Source organism: Pantoea phytostimulans, assembly GCF_046118715.1.
GTDB lineage: Bacteria > Pseudomonadota > Gammaproteobacteria > Enterobacterales > Enterobacteriaceae > Pantoea > Pantoea phytostimulans.
The window spans coordinates 2697915-2716139 of sequence record NZ_CP173698.1 but is presented as its reverse complement, the minus strand read 5'-3'; the positions used below and the strand labels follow the sequence as shown (position 1 = coordinate 2716139).

Annotated in this window: 19 protein-coding genes; 11 read left to right on the top strand and 8 right to left on the bottom strand. The window is 52.3% G+C overall.

The genetic code is table 11. The annotated features are described in order from the left end of the window. Nucleotides 1–30: 30 nt before the first annotated feature. The gene (gene tsgA, locus ACF2G4_RS12760) at nt 31–1209 is read right to left on the bottom strand and encodes an MFS transporter TsgA (RefSeq protein WP_215845398.1); all 1179 of its coding nucleotides are present in this window, start codon (nt 1207–1209) and stop codon (nt 31–33) included. Between the two features lie 261 nt (nt 1210–1470). Here tsgA and ppiA point away from each other — a divergent pair, with 261 nt between their 5' ends. The 5 genes from ppiA to ACF2G4_RS12735 all read left to right on the top strand — a co-directional run bounded on the left by ppiA (nt 1471) and on the right by ACF2G4_RS12735 (nt 4822). Beyond that, nucleotides 1471–2043 carry a peptidylprolyl isomerase A gene (gene ppiA, locus ACF2G4_RS12755; RefSeq protein WP_409074914.1) on the top strand — a complete coding sequence of 191 codons (573 nt, stop codon included), beginning with the start codon at nt 1471–1473 and terminating at the stop codon, nt 2041–2043. A 98-nt stretch (nt 2044–2141) separates the two neighbouring features. Further along, nucleotides 2142–2312, top strand: coding sequence for a YhfG family protein (locus ACF2G4_RS12750; RefSeq protein WP_215845400.1), 171 nt, complete (start codon nt 2142–2144; stop codon nt 2310–2312). Beyond that, entirely contained in the window at nt 2302–2895 is a 594-nt protein-coding gene (locus ACF2G4_RS12745) for a putative adenosine monophosphate-protein transferase Fic (protein WP_409074913.1), read from the top strand. The genes ACF2G4_RS12750 and ACF2G4_RS12745 overlap by 11 nt, the downstream gene beginning before the upstream one ends. Before the next feature lie 42 nt (nt 2896–2937). Then, nucleotides 2938–3513, top strand: a complete 576-nt coding sequence (locus ACF2G4_RS12740) for an aminodeoxychorismate synthase component II (RefSeq protein ID WP_215845402.1) — start codon at nt 2938–2940, stop codon at nt 3511–3513. 88 nt (nt 3514–3601) lie between these two features. Further along, complete coding sequence (locus ACF2G4_RS12735; RefSeq protein ID WP_409074912.1) at nt 3602–4822, top strand: aspartate aminotransferase family protein; 1221 nt, start codon at nt 3602–3604, stop codon at nt 4820–4822. 17 nt (nt 4823–4839) lie between these two features. On the opposite strand, the gene ACF2G4_RS12730 is transcribed toward ACF2G4_RS12735, so the two are convergent. Then, nucleotides 4840–6915 carry a YccS/YhfK family putative transporter gene (locus ACF2G4_RS12730; protein ID WP_409074911.1) on the bottom strand — a complete coding sequence of 692 codons (2076 nt, stop codon included), beginning with the start codon at nt 6913–6915 and terminating at the stop codon, nt 4840–4842. Between the two features lie 57 nt (nt 6916–6972). Then, nucleotides 6973–7605, bottom strand: a complete 633-nt coding sequence (gene crp, locus ACF2G4_RS12725; protein WP_000242758.1) for a cAMP-activated global transcriptional regulator CRP — start codon at nt 7603–7605, stop codon at nt 6973–6975. 302 nt (nt 7606–7907) lie between these two features. Here crp and ACF2G4_RS12720 point away from each other — a divergent pair, with 302 nt between their 5' ends. Continuing rightward, nucleotides 7908–8312, top strand: coding sequence for an OsmC family protein (locus tag ACF2G4_RS12720; RefSeq protein ID WP_215845404.1), 405 nt, complete (start codon nt 7908–7910; stop codon nt 8310–8312). 154 nt (nt 8313–8466) lie between these two features. On the opposite strand, the gene ACF2G4_RS12715 is transcribed toward ACF2G4_RS12720, so the two are convergent. From ACF2G4_RS12715 to ACF2G4_RS12705, 3 genes are all read right to left on the bottom strand, one after another. Then, nucleotides 8467–9336: a phosphoribulokinase gene (locus tag ACF2G4_RS12715; RefSeq protein ID WP_215845405.1), complete on the bottom strand. Its 870-nt coding sequence runs from the start codon at nt 9334–9336 to the stop codon at nt 8467–8469. 61 nt (nt 9337–9397) lie between these two features. After that, complete coding sequence (locus ACF2G4_RS12710; protein ID WP_215845406.1) at nt 9398–9616, bottom strand: YheU family protein; 219 nt, start codon at nt 9614–9616, stop codon at nt 9398–9400. 3 nt (nt 9617–9619) lie between these two features. After that, nucleotides 9620–10636 (bottom strand): hydrolase, encoded by a 1017-nt coding sequence (locus ACF2G4_RS12705; RefSeq protein ID WP_409074910.1) that lies wholly within the window; start codon nt 10634–10636, stop codon nt 9620–9622. A gap of 59 nt (nt 10637–10695) precedes the next feature. Here ACF2G4_RS12705 and ACF2G4_RS12700 point away from each other — a divergent pair, with 59 nt between their 5' ends. Beyond that, nucleotides 10696–11298 (top strand): LysE family translocator, encoded by a 603-nt coding sequence (locus ACF2G4_RS12700; protein WP_243079838.1) that lies wholly within the window; start codon nt 10696–10698, stop codon nt 11296–11298. A gap of 1 nt (nt 11299) precedes the next feature. Here ACF2G4_RS12700 and ACF2G4_RS12695 read toward each other — a convergent pair whose 3' ends face one another. Beyond that, nucleotides 11300–12280: a LacI family DNA-binding transcriptional regulator gene (locus tag ACF2G4_RS12695; RefSeq protein ID WP_215845409.1), complete on the bottom strand. Its 981-nt coding sequence runs from the start codon at nt 12278–12280 to the stop codon at nt 11300–11302. Between the two features lie 267 nt (nt 12281–12547). On the opposite strand from ACF2G4_RS12695, the gene tauA reads away from it, so the two are divergent. From tauA to tauD, 4 genes are read left to right on the top strand one after another with little or no spacing between them, the layout of a single operon-like run. Further along, entirely contained in the window at nt 12548–13528 is a 981-nt protein-coding gene (gene tauA / locus ACF2G4_RS12690; RefSeq protein ID WP_243079837.1) for a taurine ABC transporter substrate-binding protein, read from the top strand. 21 nt (nt 13529–13549) lie between these two features. Further along, the gene (tauB, locus tag ACF2G4_RS12685) at nt 13550–14317 is read left to right on the top strand and encodes a taurine ABC transporter ATP-binding subunit (protein WP_215845410.1); all 768 of its coding nucleotides are present in this window, start codon (nt 13550–13552) and stop codon (nt 14315–14317) included. Beyond that, nucleotides 14314–15141: a taurine ABC transporter permease TauC gene (gene tauC / locus ACF2G4_RS12680; protein ID WP_409074909.1), complete on the top strand. Its 828-nt coding sequence runs from the start codon at nt 14314–14316 to the stop codon at nt 15139–15141. Before tauB ends, tauC begins: the two co-directional genes overlap by 4 nt. Next, nucleotides 15138–15977 carry a taurine dioxygenase gene (tauD, locus tag ACF2G4_RS12675; RefSeq protein ID WP_243079835.1) on the top strand — a complete coding sequence of 280 codons (840 nt, stop codon included), beginning with the start codon at nt 15138–15140 and terminating at the stop codon, nt 15975–15977. Before tauC ends, tauD begins: the two co-directional genes overlap by 4 nt. Nucleotides 15978–16253: 276 nt before the next feature. On the opposite strand, the gene ACF2G4_RS12670 is transcribed toward tauD, so the two are convergent. Next, on the bottom strand, nt 16254–18161 hold the full coding sequence (locus ACF2G4_RS12670; RefSeq protein ID WP_409074908.1) for an ABC transporter ATP-binding protein: 1908 nt from the start codon (nt 18159–18161) through the stop codon (nt 16254–16256). Nucleotides 18162–18225: the final 64 nt, after the last annotated feature.

Here is an 18225-nt window from a genome sequence, read left to right as displayed (position 1 = left end):
AGGGCGGCGCCGTAACGCCGCCCTCGGGGATTAATGCGTAACGTGACCATGCTGGCGATGCTTGGTAACAAAACCCAGCAGCACACACATGACGAACACCACAGCATACAAGCCATTCGCGGTAGAGAGCGCAGTGTGTACGCCACTCTTTTCAACAATCGGACCGGTAACCACAAAGGTCAACATGGTGCCAACGGTGCCGCAGGTCAGGATAAAGTTCACCAGCTTCGGTGAAGCGACTTTGGTTTGCAGCGAACCCAGCGTGATGATGGTGGTGTAAATTGCGCTGGAGCTGAAGCCCAGAATCATGATGATCCAACTCAACATGCTGGCGTCGTTGCTGCTGACAAACCAGTACATCAATACCGTGGCGAGGCCCGCTAACACCATTAGAATGCGTTGCAGGTCGAAGAAACGCAGCAGGAAGCTGAACACCCACATGCCAACCATGTAGGCTGTCCAGAAGTTACCGACCAACTGACCTGCGCTGGCGATATCCATGCCCATGGTTTTGGTCGCGTATTCTGGCACCCAAGAGATAAAGCCAAGCTGGCCGAGGATGTAGCACAGCGCGGCAACGGAAAGCAGCAGCACGCCCACGCCCCATTTCTCTTTTTCGACGGTTGGGCTGTTTTCTGGTTTGCGCAGCACGGGGAATTCAATAAACATCGCCAGAACAAAAATAGCCACATAGATAACGCCGATGCAGACATAAACCCAGTACCACGGCAACTGACGCGCCAGCAGAATCCCTGCCAGCACCGGAAACAGCGTGCCTGCCATGCTGAAAAAGGAGTCGGTAAACAGCAGGCGTGAACCGCGTTGACGACCTTCGTACATATGGGTAATCAGGAAAGTACCAATCGACATAGTAATGCCGCTGACCACACCCAGCACGAACATACATAGCGAGAAGATGCTGAGATCGCGGCTGGTCATCAGGCCAATGATGGCAAATACCATTAATATGAAGCCGAAAATCAACTGGCGCTTCAGCGGGATAATAACCATCAACCAGGCGTTAAGAAAAACTGCCGCCAGAATGCCGGTATTAAGGAAGGTAAAGGTATTACTCATGCTAGAAATAGGGATCTGGAAATCTTTCGCAATATCACCCATTACCATGCCGGTGACAATCACCAGCGCGCCGGTAAGCGCATACGAAAAGAAGCTGATCCAGGTAAGGCCTAGTCGATTTCGGTTTGTCATGTTCTGAACCTGTTAAGAACCGGAAGGTCGGCAAAAGTGTCAGAAAGTGTAAACGCAACTGTGATCTTAATAAACAACCAGTGAAAATCAGGATCCATATTTCATTGAATGTGTGATTTTAGTCACGTAAGACGTTGGGTTTAACGTTTGCGCTGTTTCGTTGAGCTCAGCGTAAATTAAGGTAAAACGCTGGCTCTTGTATTACATGCTCTTTACAATCAATCACGTTTTGAGCTCGCTCTCCAAGGTAAGGAATCTTTCATGTTTAAACGTACTTTGACAGCGGCAGTTGCCCTGTTAGCGCTCTCCTCAGTTTCCGCCTCGGCATTAGCCGCTAAAGGCGATACACACGTTCTGCTTACTACTTCTGCCGGCAATATCGAACTCGAACTGAACGACCAAAAAGCGCCGGTTTCAGTGAAAAATTTTGTCGATTATGTGAACAGCGGTTTTTATAACAATACTATTTTTCACCGTGTGATCCCGAGCTTTATGGTTCAGGGGGGCGGCTTCACCACGGATATGCAGCAGAAACAGACCAATGCGCCAATTAAAAATGAAGCGGACAATGGCTTGCGTAACCTGCGTGGCACTATTTCAATGGCGCGTACGGCTGATAAAGACAGCGCCACCAGCCAGTTCTTCCTGAACGTGGCAGATAACGCCTTCCTCGATCACGGCCAGCGTGATTTTGGTTATGCGGTATTTGGTAAAATTGTGAAAGGCATTGAAGTGGCCGATAAAATTTCTCAGGTGCCAACGAAAGATGTAGGCCCATACCAGAATGTACCGTCAAAACCGGTAGTTATCATTTCCGCGAAAGTCCTGCCTTAACGCACTTATATCGCCATCTCCCGATGGCGAACCCTATCCGCCTCCGGCAAAGGAAAATTTTGCTCTTATACTTAGGGCAAATCCCAGCAGGAGGCGACATGGCACATAAACTCACAGACAAACAAAAATCTGCGCTCTGGCAACAGCGGCGTGCTGCCAGCTATCAGGCGAGCTGTCGGCTTGAAGGCTTCACGTTAAATGAGCTGGCTTTGAAAGGTGAAGATGCTCAGGCGCGACTGGAATCGTTGAGGAGGCAATATGGCCAATAATATTGCTGCCGCCCGCGATCCTTATCTGTGGCATAACGATGATGTGCTGAAAAATCGCCTTGATATTCACGATGCCGCTCAGCTACGCAAAGCGGAGTTAAGCTTCAGCGCAGCGCGGCTTGCTACGTTAGAGCTCAGCACCTATACGCTGGGTTTGCCCTATCTTTGTCATATTCACCGCACCCTTTTCCAGGATGTTTACAGCTGGGCAGGCGAGCTACGTACTATCGATATCTGGCGCGGCGATACGCCATTTTGCCATTTCGAATATATCGAAAAAGAGGGGAATACCCTCATGAGCGCATTGGAGGAGGAGAAGGGTTTAGCCGATCTTTCCCCAGAAGCGTTTGTGCAGCGTATGGCGCATTATTATTGCGAGATCAACGTGCTGCATCCTTTCCGTGAGGGAAATGGCCGCGCGCAACGCATCTTCTTCGAACAGTTAGCGCTGCATGCAGGTTATTTGCTGGAGTGGGAAAAAATCGAGTCTGAAGCATGGAACGCTGCAAATCAGGCGGGTGCTTCCGGCGACCTCAAGCCGCTTGAGAAGGTCTTTACGAAAGTGGTGAGTGAGATAGCGTAACAGCTGTAGAATGGCGGCGCTTTTAACCACTCAGGATTGGTCATGCTGCTGCTCATCGACAACTACGACTCTTTCACCTGGAATCTCTACCAATACTTTTGCGAACTCGGCGCAGAAGTCAGCGTGGTGCGCAATGACGCCATCACGCTGGAAGAGATAGAGGCGCTGCCTTTGACGCATCTGGTGATTTCGCCCGGCCCTTGTACACCGGATGAATCGGGGATTTCGCTGGCGGCGATTCGCCATTTTGCCGGACGTATACCGATACTGGGCGTCTGTCTGGGTCATCAGGCTATCGCGCAAGCATATGGAGCCAAAGTGGTGCGCGCGCGTCAGGTGATGCACGGGAAAACCTCTGCCATTCAACACACCAGCTGCGGCGTGTTCCGCCATCTGAATAATCCCCTTACCGTAACGCGTTATCACTCTTTGATCGTCCAGCGTGATACGTTGCCAGACGAATTTGAGATTACCGCCTGGAGCCTGCGCGACGGGCAACCCGATGAAATTATGGGGTTCCGCCACAAAACCCTGGCGCTGGAAGGCGTACAGTTCCATCCAGAAAGCATTCTTAGCGAACAAGGGCATCAACTGCTGCGCAATTTCCTTGATCAGTAAAACACTGTTTGCCTTTGAATGATTTTTTATGCATATTTTGTGATTATTATTTCACATTGGCTCAACAAACAATCAAATGAGGTCGTCAATGGCAGCGGAAAAAATTGCGGTAACGCGGGAAACGTTCGATAACGTTATTTTGCCTGTTTATGCACCAGCGCAGTTTGTGCCGGTGAAAGGCAAAGGCAGTCGCGTATGGGACCAGCAAGGCAAAGAGTATATCGACTTTTCAGGCGGCATCGCGGTGACTGCGTTGGGCCACTGCCATCCGGCGCTGGTAGAAACGCTGAAAAGCCAGGGTGAAACGCTGTGGCATACCAGCAATGTTTTTACTAACGAACCGGCGCTGCGTCTTGCCAGCAAGTTAATCAACGCCACCTTTGCTGACCGCGTTTTTTTCGCCAACTCTGGCGCAGAAGCTAACGAAGCCGCCTTCAAGCTGGCGCGTTATTATGCCTATAAGCGTCATAGTCCTTTCAAAAGCAAAATCATCGCTTTCCACAATGCTTTTCATGGCCGCACGCTGTTTACCGTATCGGTTGGCGGGCAGCCGAAGTATTCCGATGGCTTTGGTCCAAAACCGGCGGATATTGTGCATGTGCCTTTCAACGATCTGGACGCTGTCAAAGCGGTGATTGACGATCACACCTGTGCCATCGTGGTTGAGCCGATCCAGGGTGAGGGCGGCGTGATGCCCGCCACGCCGGAATTTATGCAAGGCCTACGCGCATTGTGCGATCAACATCAGGCGCTGCTGGTGTTGGATGAAGTACAAAGCGGTATGGGTCGCAGCGGCAAGCTATTTGCCTATGAACATTATGGCGTGACGCCAGATATTCTGACCTCGGCCAAAGCGTTGGGCGGCGGTTTTCCGGTAAGCGCGATGCTGACCACCAATGAAATCGCGTCGACCATGGCGCCGGGCGTGCATGGCACCACTTACGGCGGTAATCCGCTGGCGTGCGCCATTGCCGAAACTGCGTTGGACATCATCAACACACCGGAAGTCCTGGACGGGGTTGAAACGCGTCGTCAGCAATATGTTGAAGCGCTGAAGGCTATTGATGCGAAGCACGATCTGTTCTCAGATATTCGCGGTAAAGGTTTGCTGATTGGCGCGGCGCTGAAACCGCAGCACGCAGGCAAAGCGCGAGACATCCTGAATGCTGCCGCAACAGAAGGTTTAATGATTTTGGTGGCTGGCACCGACGTGATTCGTTTTGCGCCATCGCTGGTGATCGAGCCCGCCGATATTGAAGAAGGCATGATGCGTTTCGCCAAAGCGGTAGAAAAGGTGCTTAACGCGTAACGCCTTTTCTCCGTGAATTAGCTTTTCCGCAAATGCCTCACCAGCCAGCGACCGTGTTGCGGGCGCTGGCTCCAGGCCAAAGACGAGATGGTATGCATCACGCTCAGATGGGCCTGAATGCGTTTAACATGCTGCTCTAACACCGTAATCGGGCCTTCGTTGATGTTCTCTGCGGCTTCCAACACGTTGGTCTGAGAACTGTTCCCGTCATACTCCAGCCGCTGCTGACAACGCTGCAAGGCAATTTCACACGACTGCAAATAGCTCTCCGCCAGTGAAGGGGGCAACATGGTATGTTCACGCGCCAGAATGGTCATGGCGTTAATGTGTTCAACGATGAACTGACTGTGTGTCACCCACATGCGCATATCTTTTAAATATTGCGAATTAAAACCCGGCTCCTGCATCGCCTGATTGAGCGAGTTGAACAAGGCGTTATGTGCCTGATTAACCAGCACCCGCTGATAAGCCAGTTTTTCAGCCGATTGTTCAGGCCCCAGCAACATGCGCAGCGCATCCTGGTAAGTTTCCAGCGCATCATGCGCATTTTGACGCAATAAACCGCTCTGCCATTGTGGCCACAGCCACACCATACCGCCAAAGGCGATCAGGCAGCCCATTATGGTATCCATCAGGCGCGGCAGCAGAAATTGCGCGCCATTCAGTGACAGCAACTGCAACGAATAAACCGCTGTGACGGTAAAACCAATCGTTGCCCAACCATAAAACTGGCGAGTGAAGACATAACTGATAAAAGTAATGGCCAGCATGATCAACAGCACCAGCGATTCCGGGACGGCGAAGCGCAGCGTGGCGGCCGCAATCACCAATCCAGCAAAAGTACCCAGCGCACGGTGCTGAATACGAACCCGCGTGGCGCTGTAACTGTTCTGGCTGACGAACATAATGGTCATCAAAATCCAGTAGGGTTTGGGGATATTGAAAAACATCGCCAACGCGCTGCCAAACATTAGCATCACAGAAAACCGTCCGGCGGTGCGCAGTGCGGCGGATCTGAATCTTAGGTAGCTACGCAACGCAGACAGAAGCGGGAGGCGACGTTGGCGATCGGCCATTAAGTCACGTTGATAGAGCGGCTTTTGCGTACGTAACACGCGGGCGATGCGGTTGAAATGGTAAAGACAAAAATTGCCGACCGGGTTATCGGGATGCTGGCGCGTAATTTTTTCCAGTGCGCCCAGCTGCTTATCCATTGAGAAACGATCGGGAAGCTGGTGATAAAGGATATTGTCAGCTAAGACGCGCAGCCGTGCAGAAATGGTTTTAGCGTTCCAGCGGATCACCGCTTCGGCATGGCTTTGCTCAACCAGCTTTTGCACTTCTTCCGGCTGATGCAGACTGACCGAAATATGCTCCTGTAAATCCAACGCAACTTGAAAAGCCCGCTTCAGGCGTTTATGGGTTTCATCACCGTTGGCAGACAGCATATGCATCTGCTGATAGCAGATATTAATCAAATCCACTGCTTTTTGCTGACGCGCCAGCAGAGGTGGCAGCGCCTTTTCAGGATCGGTGAGTTGTGTCAGCAAGGTGTATTTCGCGTCGCAATAATTTGCCAGCTCGCGATAGACCAGACTCAGGCTTTCACGCATTGGTTGCTCTTTCCACAACCAAAACCAGAACCAGTTAAACAGGCCATACCACAGCGTACCGCCAATGTAGAGCAGCGGCGGAACCCAGACAGGCATGTGCCCCATCAGGCTTAAGGTGAAGATAGAGGCGATCAGCGCGCCGGGCAGTAAACGCCCGTGAAGTGGACTGATCTCACCCGTTACACCCAGCAAAAGCGGCACGACAAACAGAATCGCGGGCAGGGGAATGCCTTTCAGCGTGAGCCACTGAATAAGAAAGCTGCCAAGTGCAAACAGGCCGCCGCCAACGATCAGGCGTTTGAAGAAGCGCTTGTGGGGCGTATCAAGGCCAGCAATATTGCAGCAAGCGGGAACCAATGAGAACAGCAGACCTTTTTGCAGATCGCCAAACAGCCAGCCGAGCGCAACGGGCACGCAAAGGACCAGCGTTTGCCGCAGGGCATAATTGATCTCAGGATGATAAATGATTCGACGCCACATCAGCTCAGCGCAAATAATAACGGCGTGATGTTGCCATCACGCCGGGAGTGACAGGAATTAGCGGGTGCCGTAAACGACGATGGTTTTGCCGTGTGCTGAGATCAGGTTCTGATCCTCCAGCATCTTCAAAATACGGCCCACGGTTTCACGTGAACAACCAACAATTTGGCCAATTTCCTGACGAGTAATTTTAATTTGCATGCCGTCGGGATGCGTCATGGCGTCTGGCTGTTTGGCCAGATTAAGCAGTGTTTGTGCAATGCGTCCAGTCACGTCGAGGAAAGCGAGGTTACCCACTTTTTCTGACGTTACCTGTAAGCGACGCGCCATCTGCGACGACAGTCGCATCAAAATATCCGGGTTTACCTGAATCAACTGACGGAATTTCTTGTAAGAAATTTCCGCCACTTCGCACGCGGTTTTCGCACGTACCCAAGCGCTGCGTTCCTGACCTTCTTCAAACAGGCCAAGCTCGCCGATAAAATCGCCTTGATTCAGATAGGAGAGAATCATCTCTTTGCCTTCTTCATCTTTGATCAGAACCGCAACGGAACCTTTCACGATGTAGTAAAGCGTTTCAGCTTTTTCACCTTGGTGAATCAGCGTACTTTTGGATGGATATTTGTGAATATGGCAATGGGACAGGAACCATTCGAGTGTAGGGTCTGTTTGCGGTTTGCCGAGAACCATTCGCTATTATCCTCTGTTGTAATCGTGCCCAAAATACAGGGGACAGTTTCCCTGTCAGGCGATGAAAGCGTAAAGCATTTTCCATTTTGGAAATTATTCGGGCTGCATTTGGCGCAGTGCGCTTAATTCTTCCCGGCTCCGTCATCGAGTGACGAAAAATATTTTCAGCTCTGTTTGTAGCACAGCTTTTGCCGACTGTCTTGTGTTGTCTCGCTTCAGCAAAGTGCGGATTTCTCTGGATTGCTGTTTACCAGGTGAAAGCGTACTCTGGCGGCAAATCAGCATATTCTGGGAGCTAAATCATGCAGGCAAGAGTGAAATGGGTTGAAGGTCTAACGTTTCTTGGTGAATCCTCTTCTGGTCATCAGGTTTTGATGGACGGCAACGCCGGCGATAAAGCCCCTAGCCCAATGGAAATGGTGTTGATGGCAGCGGGCGGTTGCAGCGCGATTGATGTGGTCACCATTTTGCAGAAAGGCCGCAATGATGTAGTGGATTGCGAGGTGAAGCTGACGTCCGAACGTCGCGAAGAAGCGCCGCGTATTTTTACGCATATTAATTTGCACTTTATTGTCAGCGGCAAAGCGCTGGCTGACAAAGCGGTTGCACGTGCTGTCGATCTTTCGGCTGAGAAGTATTGCTCAGTCGCGATCATGTTGGGTAAAGGGGTAGAAATGACCCACAGCTATGAAGTGAAAGAACGGTAATTGCTGGAGGCCGACTCTCGGCCTCTCTATCCATCATTTTTCAAATTGCTGGTGCGTTGACTGCCCGCATTCACCGGTAACATCTACTTTAATCAGCTCATCAGGATTCATTCGTTGCCATCTTCCTGCGATTCGAATTATTTAGGGTAGATATTTATTCAATCCGCTTACCTTCCATTAATCGTTTTACCAATGGCCCCATAATCAACTCCATCGCTAATCCCATCTTGCCGCCCGGCACCACCAGCGTATTAATGTGCGAAATGAACGATCCCTGTAGCATCGCCAGCAGATAAGGAAAATCGATATCTTCCAACGCCTGAAAATGGATCACCACAAAGCTCTCATCCAGCGACGGAATGGTGCGTGCGGCAAACGGGTTTGACGTGTCTACGGTAGGAACGCGCTGGAAGTTAATATGCGTGCGGGAAAACTGTGGGGTAATGAAATTGATGTAATCCTCCATTGAACGCACCACTGAATCCATCACCGCTTCACGTGAATGCCCGCGCTCGCTGGTATCACGCACCAGCTTCTGAATCCATTCCAGATTCACAATCGGCACTACGCCAACCAGTAAATCGACGTTTTCAGCCACATTGTGTTGCGCTGTCATAACGCCGCCGTGCAGGCCTTCGTAAAATAAAATATCCGTATTCGACGGCAGCGGCTGCCAGGGTGTAAACGTGCCGGGCACTTGATTCCACGGCACCGCTTCATCATAGGTATGCAGATATTTGCGCGACTCACCCTGACCACTTTTACCGTATTCGATAAAAGAGTGTTCTAGCAGGCCGAAGTCATTGGCTTCGGGACCGAAATAGCTGACATGACGTCCAAGATCGCGCGCTTTGCGGATCGCCATGTCCATTTCCGGGCGGGTAAAGCGGTGAAAACTGTCGCCTTCAAGCTCTGCCGCGTGCAGATCCAGCTGCTGAAAAATCTTACGAAAGGCGAGGCTGGTGGTGGTGGTTCCGGCTCCGCTGGAGCCGGTCACCGCGATAATTGGATGCCGAGCAGACATAAAAAAACTCCCTGTGAGGTCGGGCGAAGAGCATTGTTAGCATGAATTTCTCGTTAGCGCATTAGCTGCGAAATTCATTGCGCGGCATGATATTTACCGTTTCATGCAGTTCAGACCACACCAGCACAACATCGCCACGCTCAAGCTGGCGGCGTACATCAGCAACTTTGTCTTCCAGACTGCGCTCATGCTCGCCGTAGTCGGTACCTTCTCGCAGGACAAAGGTTTCAATCAGATTTTCGAGTGTTTCGGGCGAAACATCTTGCCAGGGAATAATCACGGGTTAGCAATCCAAAAAAGGGGAAATCCATTGCGGCACGCGCTGTTCCAGCCACAGTTGCGGTTGACGCAGCGTACCACCGACAAAACCAACATGGCCGCCATGTGACGTCAGCTGATAAGTAATAGTGGCAGATAATTGTTCTTTGCGCGGTATCACTTCATCGCTCATAAACGGATCGTCTTTGGCATGAATGATCAGCAGCGGTTTACGCACCGCCTTTAATAAAGGCAAAGCACTGGCACGACGATAATAGTCGCTGGCATCCGTAAAGCCGTGGGCACGTGCGGTGATCGCATCATCAAAATCACGTAAACGGCGCAACGCCTTCAATTGAGTTAAATCCACCGGCAGCGTTTCCGGCCAGGCAAGCAGCTTGCGTTCAGCGTTTTTCTTGAGTTGAGCGAGCAGGTAATATTGATAGAAGCGTGAGAAACCTCGCTCCAGCCGGAGGCTACAGGGCTCAAGCATCAGTGGGGCCGAAACGATTACGCCTGCATCCAGTGCGGCCTCGTTGCCTTGTTGACCCAGCAGACAGCCCAGCATATTACCGCCAAGCGAGAAACCAACCGCCACGGTGGGAACATGGCCCCAGCGCGCGCGTAACCAGTGCAGGAAAAAGCTGGCGTCGCCGGTTTCACCGGAGTGATAAATACGGTTCAGGCGATTTGGCTCGCCACTGCAACCGCGAAAATGCATGACCACCGCCAGCCAACCGCGCGCCTGACACATCTGCATCAAACCATGTACATAAGGGCTGGTAAAACTCCCCTCAAGGCCATGAAACAGAACCACGCGCGGCTTGTGCTGCGCTTGCTGCGGATCTTCACTCCACGCCAGATCAACAAAATCGCCATCCGGCAGATCGAGCCGCTGCCAGTGTGGCTGCAACGTTACATGGCGTCTGAGCAGGCGCGGCAGCACGGTTTGCAGATGCGGGTTGCGTAAGCCCGCGGGTGCGTTAAAACGTTCATCTGCACTGCCAGTAAATTTCATGTCGTAAAGGCTTGTCTGTTCCATATCACACTGTTAGCTTCGATAGGTTTTTTGCTTGATGGGGTGAGGAGCACCCGATTTTCATGGAACTGAGCCTTTTTTTATCGATGTTGGGTTTTCTCTGGGTCGCCGCGATCACGCCAGGCCCTAATAATATGTTACTCACCGCCTCGGGCGCCAATTTTGGCTTTATGCGCACCATTCCGCTGATGATTGGCATCATGATCGGCATGCAGGTCATGTTACTGATGGTGGCGTTCGGTGTGGGCGGCCTGATCGTGCTTTATCCTTCACTGCATTTATTCCTTAAGATTGCCGGTAGCCTCTATCTATTGTGGCTGGCATGGAAGATTGCGACCGCAGCTTATGAAAAACTGGAAACCGATGATGCACCCGCAGCACCCATGCCATTTTGGCAGGGCGGATTATTACAGTTAATCAATCCCAAAGCCTGGTTAATGGCGTTGGGCGCGGTAGCCAGCTTTAGTCTGGCGGGCGAGGCGTACCGCCATTCCGTGATGGCAATTAGCCTTGGCATGTTCATTGTGAATTTGCTGTCAGGGGTAATCTGGATGGGGTTTGGCGCGATGATTGGCCGCATCCTTCGCAGCCGCCGGGCTTGGACAATTTTCAACGTGGCAATGGGCGCATTAACCGCAGCCTGCGTGCTGTTGATCTGGCATTGAGTTAACTGGAAGCGCGTTCAACGCGCTTCCAGGGCAACACTTCCCGAATAATCGGCGCACGTGGATGGCGAATTTTTTCCAGCAGCAGCTGCACGCTGCGCGCGCCGAGCTGATACATCGGCTGTTCGATAGTGGTCAACGGCGGATTCAGGCTGCTGGTAAAAGGAATACCGTCAAAGCCCACAACGGCTAAATCTTCGGGTATCCGAAACCCGGCTTCCAGCGCGGTATGAATCACGCCAACCGCTAATACGTCAGAAACGGCAAACACCGCATCCGGTGGTTCCGGCTTCGTCATCAGTTCGCGTAACGCTTTGCTACCCGCTTCGCAGGAGATATTTTCGGCATAGGCCACGCCCATCCAATCCAAACCCAGTTCTTCAATCGCCTGGCGATACCCTTTTTCACGATGATGTGAGTAGAGATAGCGCATATCGCCGTTTACCAGCCCGATGCGTTTACGTCCTTTGCCTGCCAGATAATGCACGGTGTCACGTGCGGCACCAAGATGATCGATGGTGACAGAAGAAGCCTGAATCAGCGGATCGAATTCCGAACACTGCACCCAAGGCGCATTGCCGATGATGGTGTTGAGATCTTGTAAACCTGCCGCCGCATCCATAGTAATCACGCCATCCACTACTTTCCCGGTCAGCAAGGCCAGATAGGCCGCTTCGCGCTGCAGCTGTGAAGCCGAATGACAGAGCAAAATATGATAACCGTGGATTTCAGCCTCAGCTTCAATCCCCTGAACTACCCGTGAACAGAAGGGATTAGTGATGTCAGAAATTAACACCATTAACATATGGCTTTGTGACGTACGCAGTTGGCGCGCTAACAAATTTGGCTGATAAGCGCTGGCGGAAATAGCTGATAAGACCTTTTGGCGGGTAGCCGGTTTAACGCCGGGATGTTGGTTCAGAACCCTTGAAACGGTGGCTTTGGATACGCCAGCCAACTGAGCAACTTTCTCTATCGACATCGAACACAAAGCCCTTCATTCGCCAGCAAAAAAGAGGATATACCAATATCACAACCCGAATGTGAGCGCATAACCTATTTCCGCCTTTACGCTTTCTTAACGTTATCAACTGCAGTCTTGACTGCTTTTCTAATTGCATCCAGTGCATGAGTTTTGCGGATTTTGATCTAAGAACTTATTTCTATTAGGGATAATTTTTAATTCCTTCATGAAATTAAACGTCTCAGTGAAACTGCCTGCATCATAAAAACATCGGGGTGCAGCATCATGGTAGTAAAAGGACGATTGTCAATTTTAGCGGCGGCATTGGCGCTGCTGACTTTCCAGGCGGCAGCGGTAAACGTCACAGTGGCGTACCAGACTTCAGCGGAACCAGCCAAAGTTGCGCAGGCGGACAATACGTTTGCGAAAGAGAGCGGCGCAACGGTTGACTGGCGCAAATTCGACAGTGGTGCAGGCGTGTTGCGTGCACTCGCTTCGGGTGACGTACAAATCGGTAATATCGGTTCTAGCCCGCTAGCAGTTGCGGCGACGCAGCAGTTACCCATAGAAGCATTCCTGCTGGCCTCTCAGCTTGGAAATTCAGAAGCGTTCGTGGTGAAAAAAAGCATTACCAGCCCGAAAGACCTGATCGGTAAACGCATCGCTGTTCCTTTCATTTCAACGACGCATTACAGCTTGTTGGCCGCACTTAAGCATTGGGGCATCAAGCCTTCGCAGGTTCAGCTTGTTAACCTTCAACCGCCCGCCATTATTGCCGCCTGGCAGCGTGGTGATATTGATGGCGCTTACGTCTGGGCTCCCGCCGTTAACCAGCTGGAGAAAGAGGGCAAGGTGCTGACAGATTCTTCACAAGTGGGCAGCTGGGGCGCGCCAACCCTCGACGTTTGGGTGGTACGCAAAGACTTCGCCGAACAGCATCCCGATATCGTAACGGCTTTCGCCCGTAGTGCATTGGCAGCACAGAAACCTTACATCGATAACCCCGATGAATGGCTGAAACAGCCAGACAACCTGAGCAAGCTGTCTCGTCTGAGCGGCGTGCCGGAAGCGCAAGTTGCGGGATTGGTGAAAGGCAACACTTACCTCACAGCACAGCAGCAGGTTGAGCAGTTAGGCAAGCCGGTTAACAAGGCGATTGTCGATACCGCGCAGTTCCTGAAAGAGCAGGGCCGCGTGCCGCAGGCGGAGAGTGACTACAGCAGCTTCGTCACCACGCGTTTTGTTGCGCCGTTAGCTAAACCCTAAGTCACCTTGTAAGGAGTCACTATGCTACGCATCGCGCATCTTAATGCTCGTTACGCCGGACAACCCGCCTTGCAGGACATCAATCTGCAAGTGGATAAAAGCGAACTGCTGGTAGTGCTGGGCCCATCGGGTTGCGGCAAAACCACGCTGCTCAACCTGATTGCCGGTTTTCTTCCGGTTGAATCTGGCAGCATCACGTTGGAAGGCAAGACGATCAATGGCCCGGGCGCGGAGCGTGGCGTGGTATTCCAAAATGAAGGATTGCTGCCCTGGCGCAATGTTCTCGACAACGTTGCGTTTGGCTTACAGCTAGCCGGCATGGCGCGTCAGGAACGCGAAACTATTGCGCGCCGGTTGATCAAAAAAGTGGGACTGGAAGGCGCGGAAAAACGCCAGATTTGGCAGCTTTCCGGCGGACAGCGCCAGCGTGTAGGGATTGCGCGAGCCTTAGCTGCCGATCCACAACTGTTATTGCTGGACGAACCGTTTGGGGCACTTGACGCCTTTACCCGCGAACAGATGCAAACGTTGCTACTGACGCTGTGGCGCGACAGCGGCAAACAGATTCTGTTGATTACCCACGATATCGAAGAAGCCATTTTTCTCGCCAGCGAATTGATTCTGCTTTCACCGGGGCCGGGCCGCATTGTTGAGCGACTGCATCTTGATTTTGGACAGCGCTTTGCCAGCGGTGAAGCGTGCCGCAGTATCAAATCTGATCCAGCGTTCATTGCTCAACGCGAATATGTGCTGAGCCGCGTCTTTGCCCAGCGAGAGGCTTTTGTATGAGCGCCTTAATCAACGACAAAACCAGCGTGGCACGACGCCGCCTGCATTGGCCGCTCTCCATGCAACTCAGCCTGAGCTTGCTGAGTTTACTGACGCTGTTGCTGGTGTGGTGGGGCGTCACGGCGCTTGGCCTGATTGCGCCGCTGTTCTTGCCTTCACCGCAGCAGGTGCTGAGCAAGCTGTTCCTGATTGCCAGCGCCCAAGGATTTATGGACGCCACGCTGTGGCAGCATCTGGCCGCGAGCCTGACGCGCATGGTCATTGCTTTGCTGGCGGCGGCGGCAATCGGTATCCCGGTTGGCATTGCGATGGGGCTGAGTCCTGCAGTGCGTGGGTTACTCGATCCGCTAATAGAGCTTTATCGTCCGGTACCGCCGCTGGCGTATTTGCCGCTGATGGTGATCTGGTTTGGCATCGGCGAAACCTCGAAAATTTTGCTGATTTACCTGGCGATATTCGCGCCGGTTGCCCTGTCAACGCTGGCTGGCGTACGTAATGCGCAGCAGGTGCGTATTCGTGCCGCGCAAGCGCTCGGTGCCAGCCGTTGGCAAATCTTGCGCTGGGTTATTTTGCCTGGTGCGTTGCCAGAAATTCTTACCGGTCTGCGTATTGGCTTGGGTGTGGGCTGGTCAACGCTGGTGGCTGCTGAATTGATCGCTGCAACGCGTGGACTTGGTTTTATGGTGCAGTCAGCCGGAGAATTCCTCGCTACCGATGTGGTGCTGGCCGGAATTGCCGTGATTGCCGTGATTGCTTTTAGCTTAGAACTCGGGCTGCGTGCATTGCAGCGCCGCCTGACGCCCTGGAATGGAGAACAACAATGAACGAACGTCTGAATATCACTGCACTGGGCCCGAACATTGGTGCGCAGGTTGCTAACCTTGATTTAGCGCGTCCCTTAAGCGATGCGCAGTTTGAGCAGCTTTATCATGGCTTGCTGCGCCATCAGGTGCTTTTTTTACGCGATCAGGTGATTACCCCGGAGCAGCAGCGGGCACTGGCAATACGATTCGGCGATTTACATATTCATCCGGTTTATCCGCATGCTGAAGGCGTGGAAGAGATTATCGTGCTGGATACGCATCAGGATAATCCACCAGACAACGATAACTGGCATACCGACGTCACGTTTATCGATACGCCACCCGCGATTGCGATTTTAGCGTCAAAGGTGTTGCCGGAGTCTGGCGGCGATACGTTGTGGACCAGCGGCATTGCCGCCTATGAAGCGCTTTCTACGCCGCTTAAAACATTGCTGGCGGAATTGCATGCCGAACACGATTTCAAAAAATCGTTTCAGGAATTTAAATACCGCAAGAGTGAAGAAGAGCATCAGCGCTGGCAGCAAGCGGTGGCGAAGCATCCGCCGGTACAACACCCGGTGATTCGTACCCATCCGGTCAGCGGTAAAAAAGCGTTGTTCGTTAATGAAGGCTTTACTACGCGGATTGTTGATTTGAGTGAGAAAGAGAGCGAGGCGCTGTTAGGCTTTTTGTTTGCCCATGCGACTAAACCTGAGTTTCAGGTGCGCTGGCGCTGGCAGCCGAACGATGTCGCTATTTGGGATAATCGCGTAACACAGCATTATGCCAATGCGGATTATTATCCGGCGCGGCGGGTGATGCATCGGGCGACAGTGTTAGGCGATAAACCGGTTTGATTTTGCGGGCTGGATTCGAAGTTTGTGCCTCAGACAGTGCTGGCTGTCCCTCACCTCGGTCCTCTGCGCGCTGTCCCCCATCCCGGCCTTCCCCCGCTAAGCGGGGGAAGGAGACGCTGCCACATGCTGGTAAAGTGCTGCCGCATGCTGACACCGAATTCGCATGTTGCAGCATCTTCCTCCCCCATGTATGGGGGAGGACTGAGGCGGGGGACAAACGACCTCGCACTTGAGAGGATTGAGGTGGGGGACAAACGACCTCGCACGCAAAGCGTCTTAAATTGACGCCATCATCTGCTCTAACTTCTCTTGCGCATCAAGCCACGCCATTTCGACCTCTTCCAGCGCCGATTTACTCTCTGCCTGCTGCTGCAGCGCGGCGGTTAAATCGGCTTTGCGGCTTTGATCGTAAATAGCGCTGTCGGAAAGCTGCGCTTCAGCGTCAGCCAACTGGCTTTGCCATTTGCTCATCTGCTTTTCCAGCTTCTCGATCTCTTTACGCAGCGGCTGAGTTTGGCTACGCAATTCGGCATCACGGCGCTTTTGATCTTTACGCGACTGCGCGCTGTTGACGTTATCCTGCTTGGGCGCGCTATCTTGTTGCGCCTGCTGCTTCTGCAAATCACTCAACCATTGCTGGTAATCTTCCAGATCGCCCGGGAAAACATCAACTTTACCGTCATGAACTAAATAGAGATCGTCGGTGGTGGCGCGGAGCAGGTGACGATCGTGCGACACCACCACCAGCGCGCCTTCAAAGTCGATCAATGCTTCAGTCAGCGCTTGACGCATGTCTAAATCAAGGTGGTTGGTCGGTTCATCAAGCAACAGCAGGTTAGGGCGCTGCCAGACAATCAGTGCCAACACCAGACGCGCTTTTTCACCGCCAGAAAAGCGTTCAGTAATTTCACTGACTTTATCGCCCTGGAAACCAAAGCCGCCTAAATAATCACGCAACTGCTGTTCCAATACCTTGGGCGCAATGCGGGCGAGATGTTGCAATGGTGATTCATCGGCGCGCAAAAATTCCAACTGATGCTGAGCGAAGTAGCCCAGTTTGATGCCTTTTGCTAAACCAATCTGACCTTGAAGCGCATCCAGTTCGCCTGCCAATAGCTTAATCAGCGTTGATTTACCCGCGCCATTACGGCCCAGTAAACCGATGCGCGAACCCGGCACCAGGTTCAGTTTGATGGCGTCAAGAATGATGCGATCACCATAGCCGGCGGTGACTTTCTCCATTTTGAGTAATGGATTTGGCAAGCTTTCCGGTGGACGGAAACTGAAGGTGAACGGGTTATCCACGTGTGCAGGCGCAATCATCTCCATGCGTTCCAGCATTTTGATGCGGCTTTGCGCCTGTTTAGCTTTAGATGCTTTGGCGCGGAAGCGATCAATGTAGCTGTGTAAATGCGCCACCTTTTCTTGCTGGCTTTCATACAGCGACTGCTGCTGTGCCAGTTTGGCGACGCGCTGACGCTCAAACGACGTGTAATTGCCGGTATATTCAAACAGCGATTGCTGTTCAATATGGATGATCTTGTCCACAACGGGATCGAGGAAATCACGGTCATGGGAAATCAGGATCAGCGTGCCTTCATAGCTTTTAAGCCAGCGCTCCAGCCAAATCACCGCGTCAAGATCGAGGTGGTTTGTTGGTTCATCCAGCAGCAGCAAATCGGAGCGGCAAATCAGCGCTTGTGCCAGGTTGAGGCGCATACGCCAGCCACCGGAGAAGTCGCTTACCGGACGTTGCAATTGTTCCTGACTAAAGCCCAAACCGTGCAGCAGACTTGAGGCGCGAGCCGGTATGCTCCACGCCTGAACCGCATCCAGTTTGCCGTGCAAAAGCGCAATGGCGTTGCCATCGTTGCGTGCATTCGCGTCAGCTAATTCAGATTCAAGCTGGCGGAATTCGCGATCGCCATCAATAACGTAGTCAAGAGCCGGTTTGCTCAAGGCAGGTGTTTCCTGATTAACCCAAGCCAATGCCCAGTTACCAGGAAAGGTCATGCTGCCGGCATCGCTGGTGATCTCACCTTTTAGCAGCGACAGCAGTGTGGATTTACCACAGCCGTTTTTCCCCACTAATCCGACTTTCTGGCCAGGATTGATGGTGGCGGTGGCATTGTCGAGCAAGACGCGGATGCCGCGGCGTATTTGTAAGGCTGAAAAGACAATCATAAGCGCCGTATCGTCAGAATATGTTAATTTACAGGCAACATAATAAGATTTTGCTGGTCGTGCA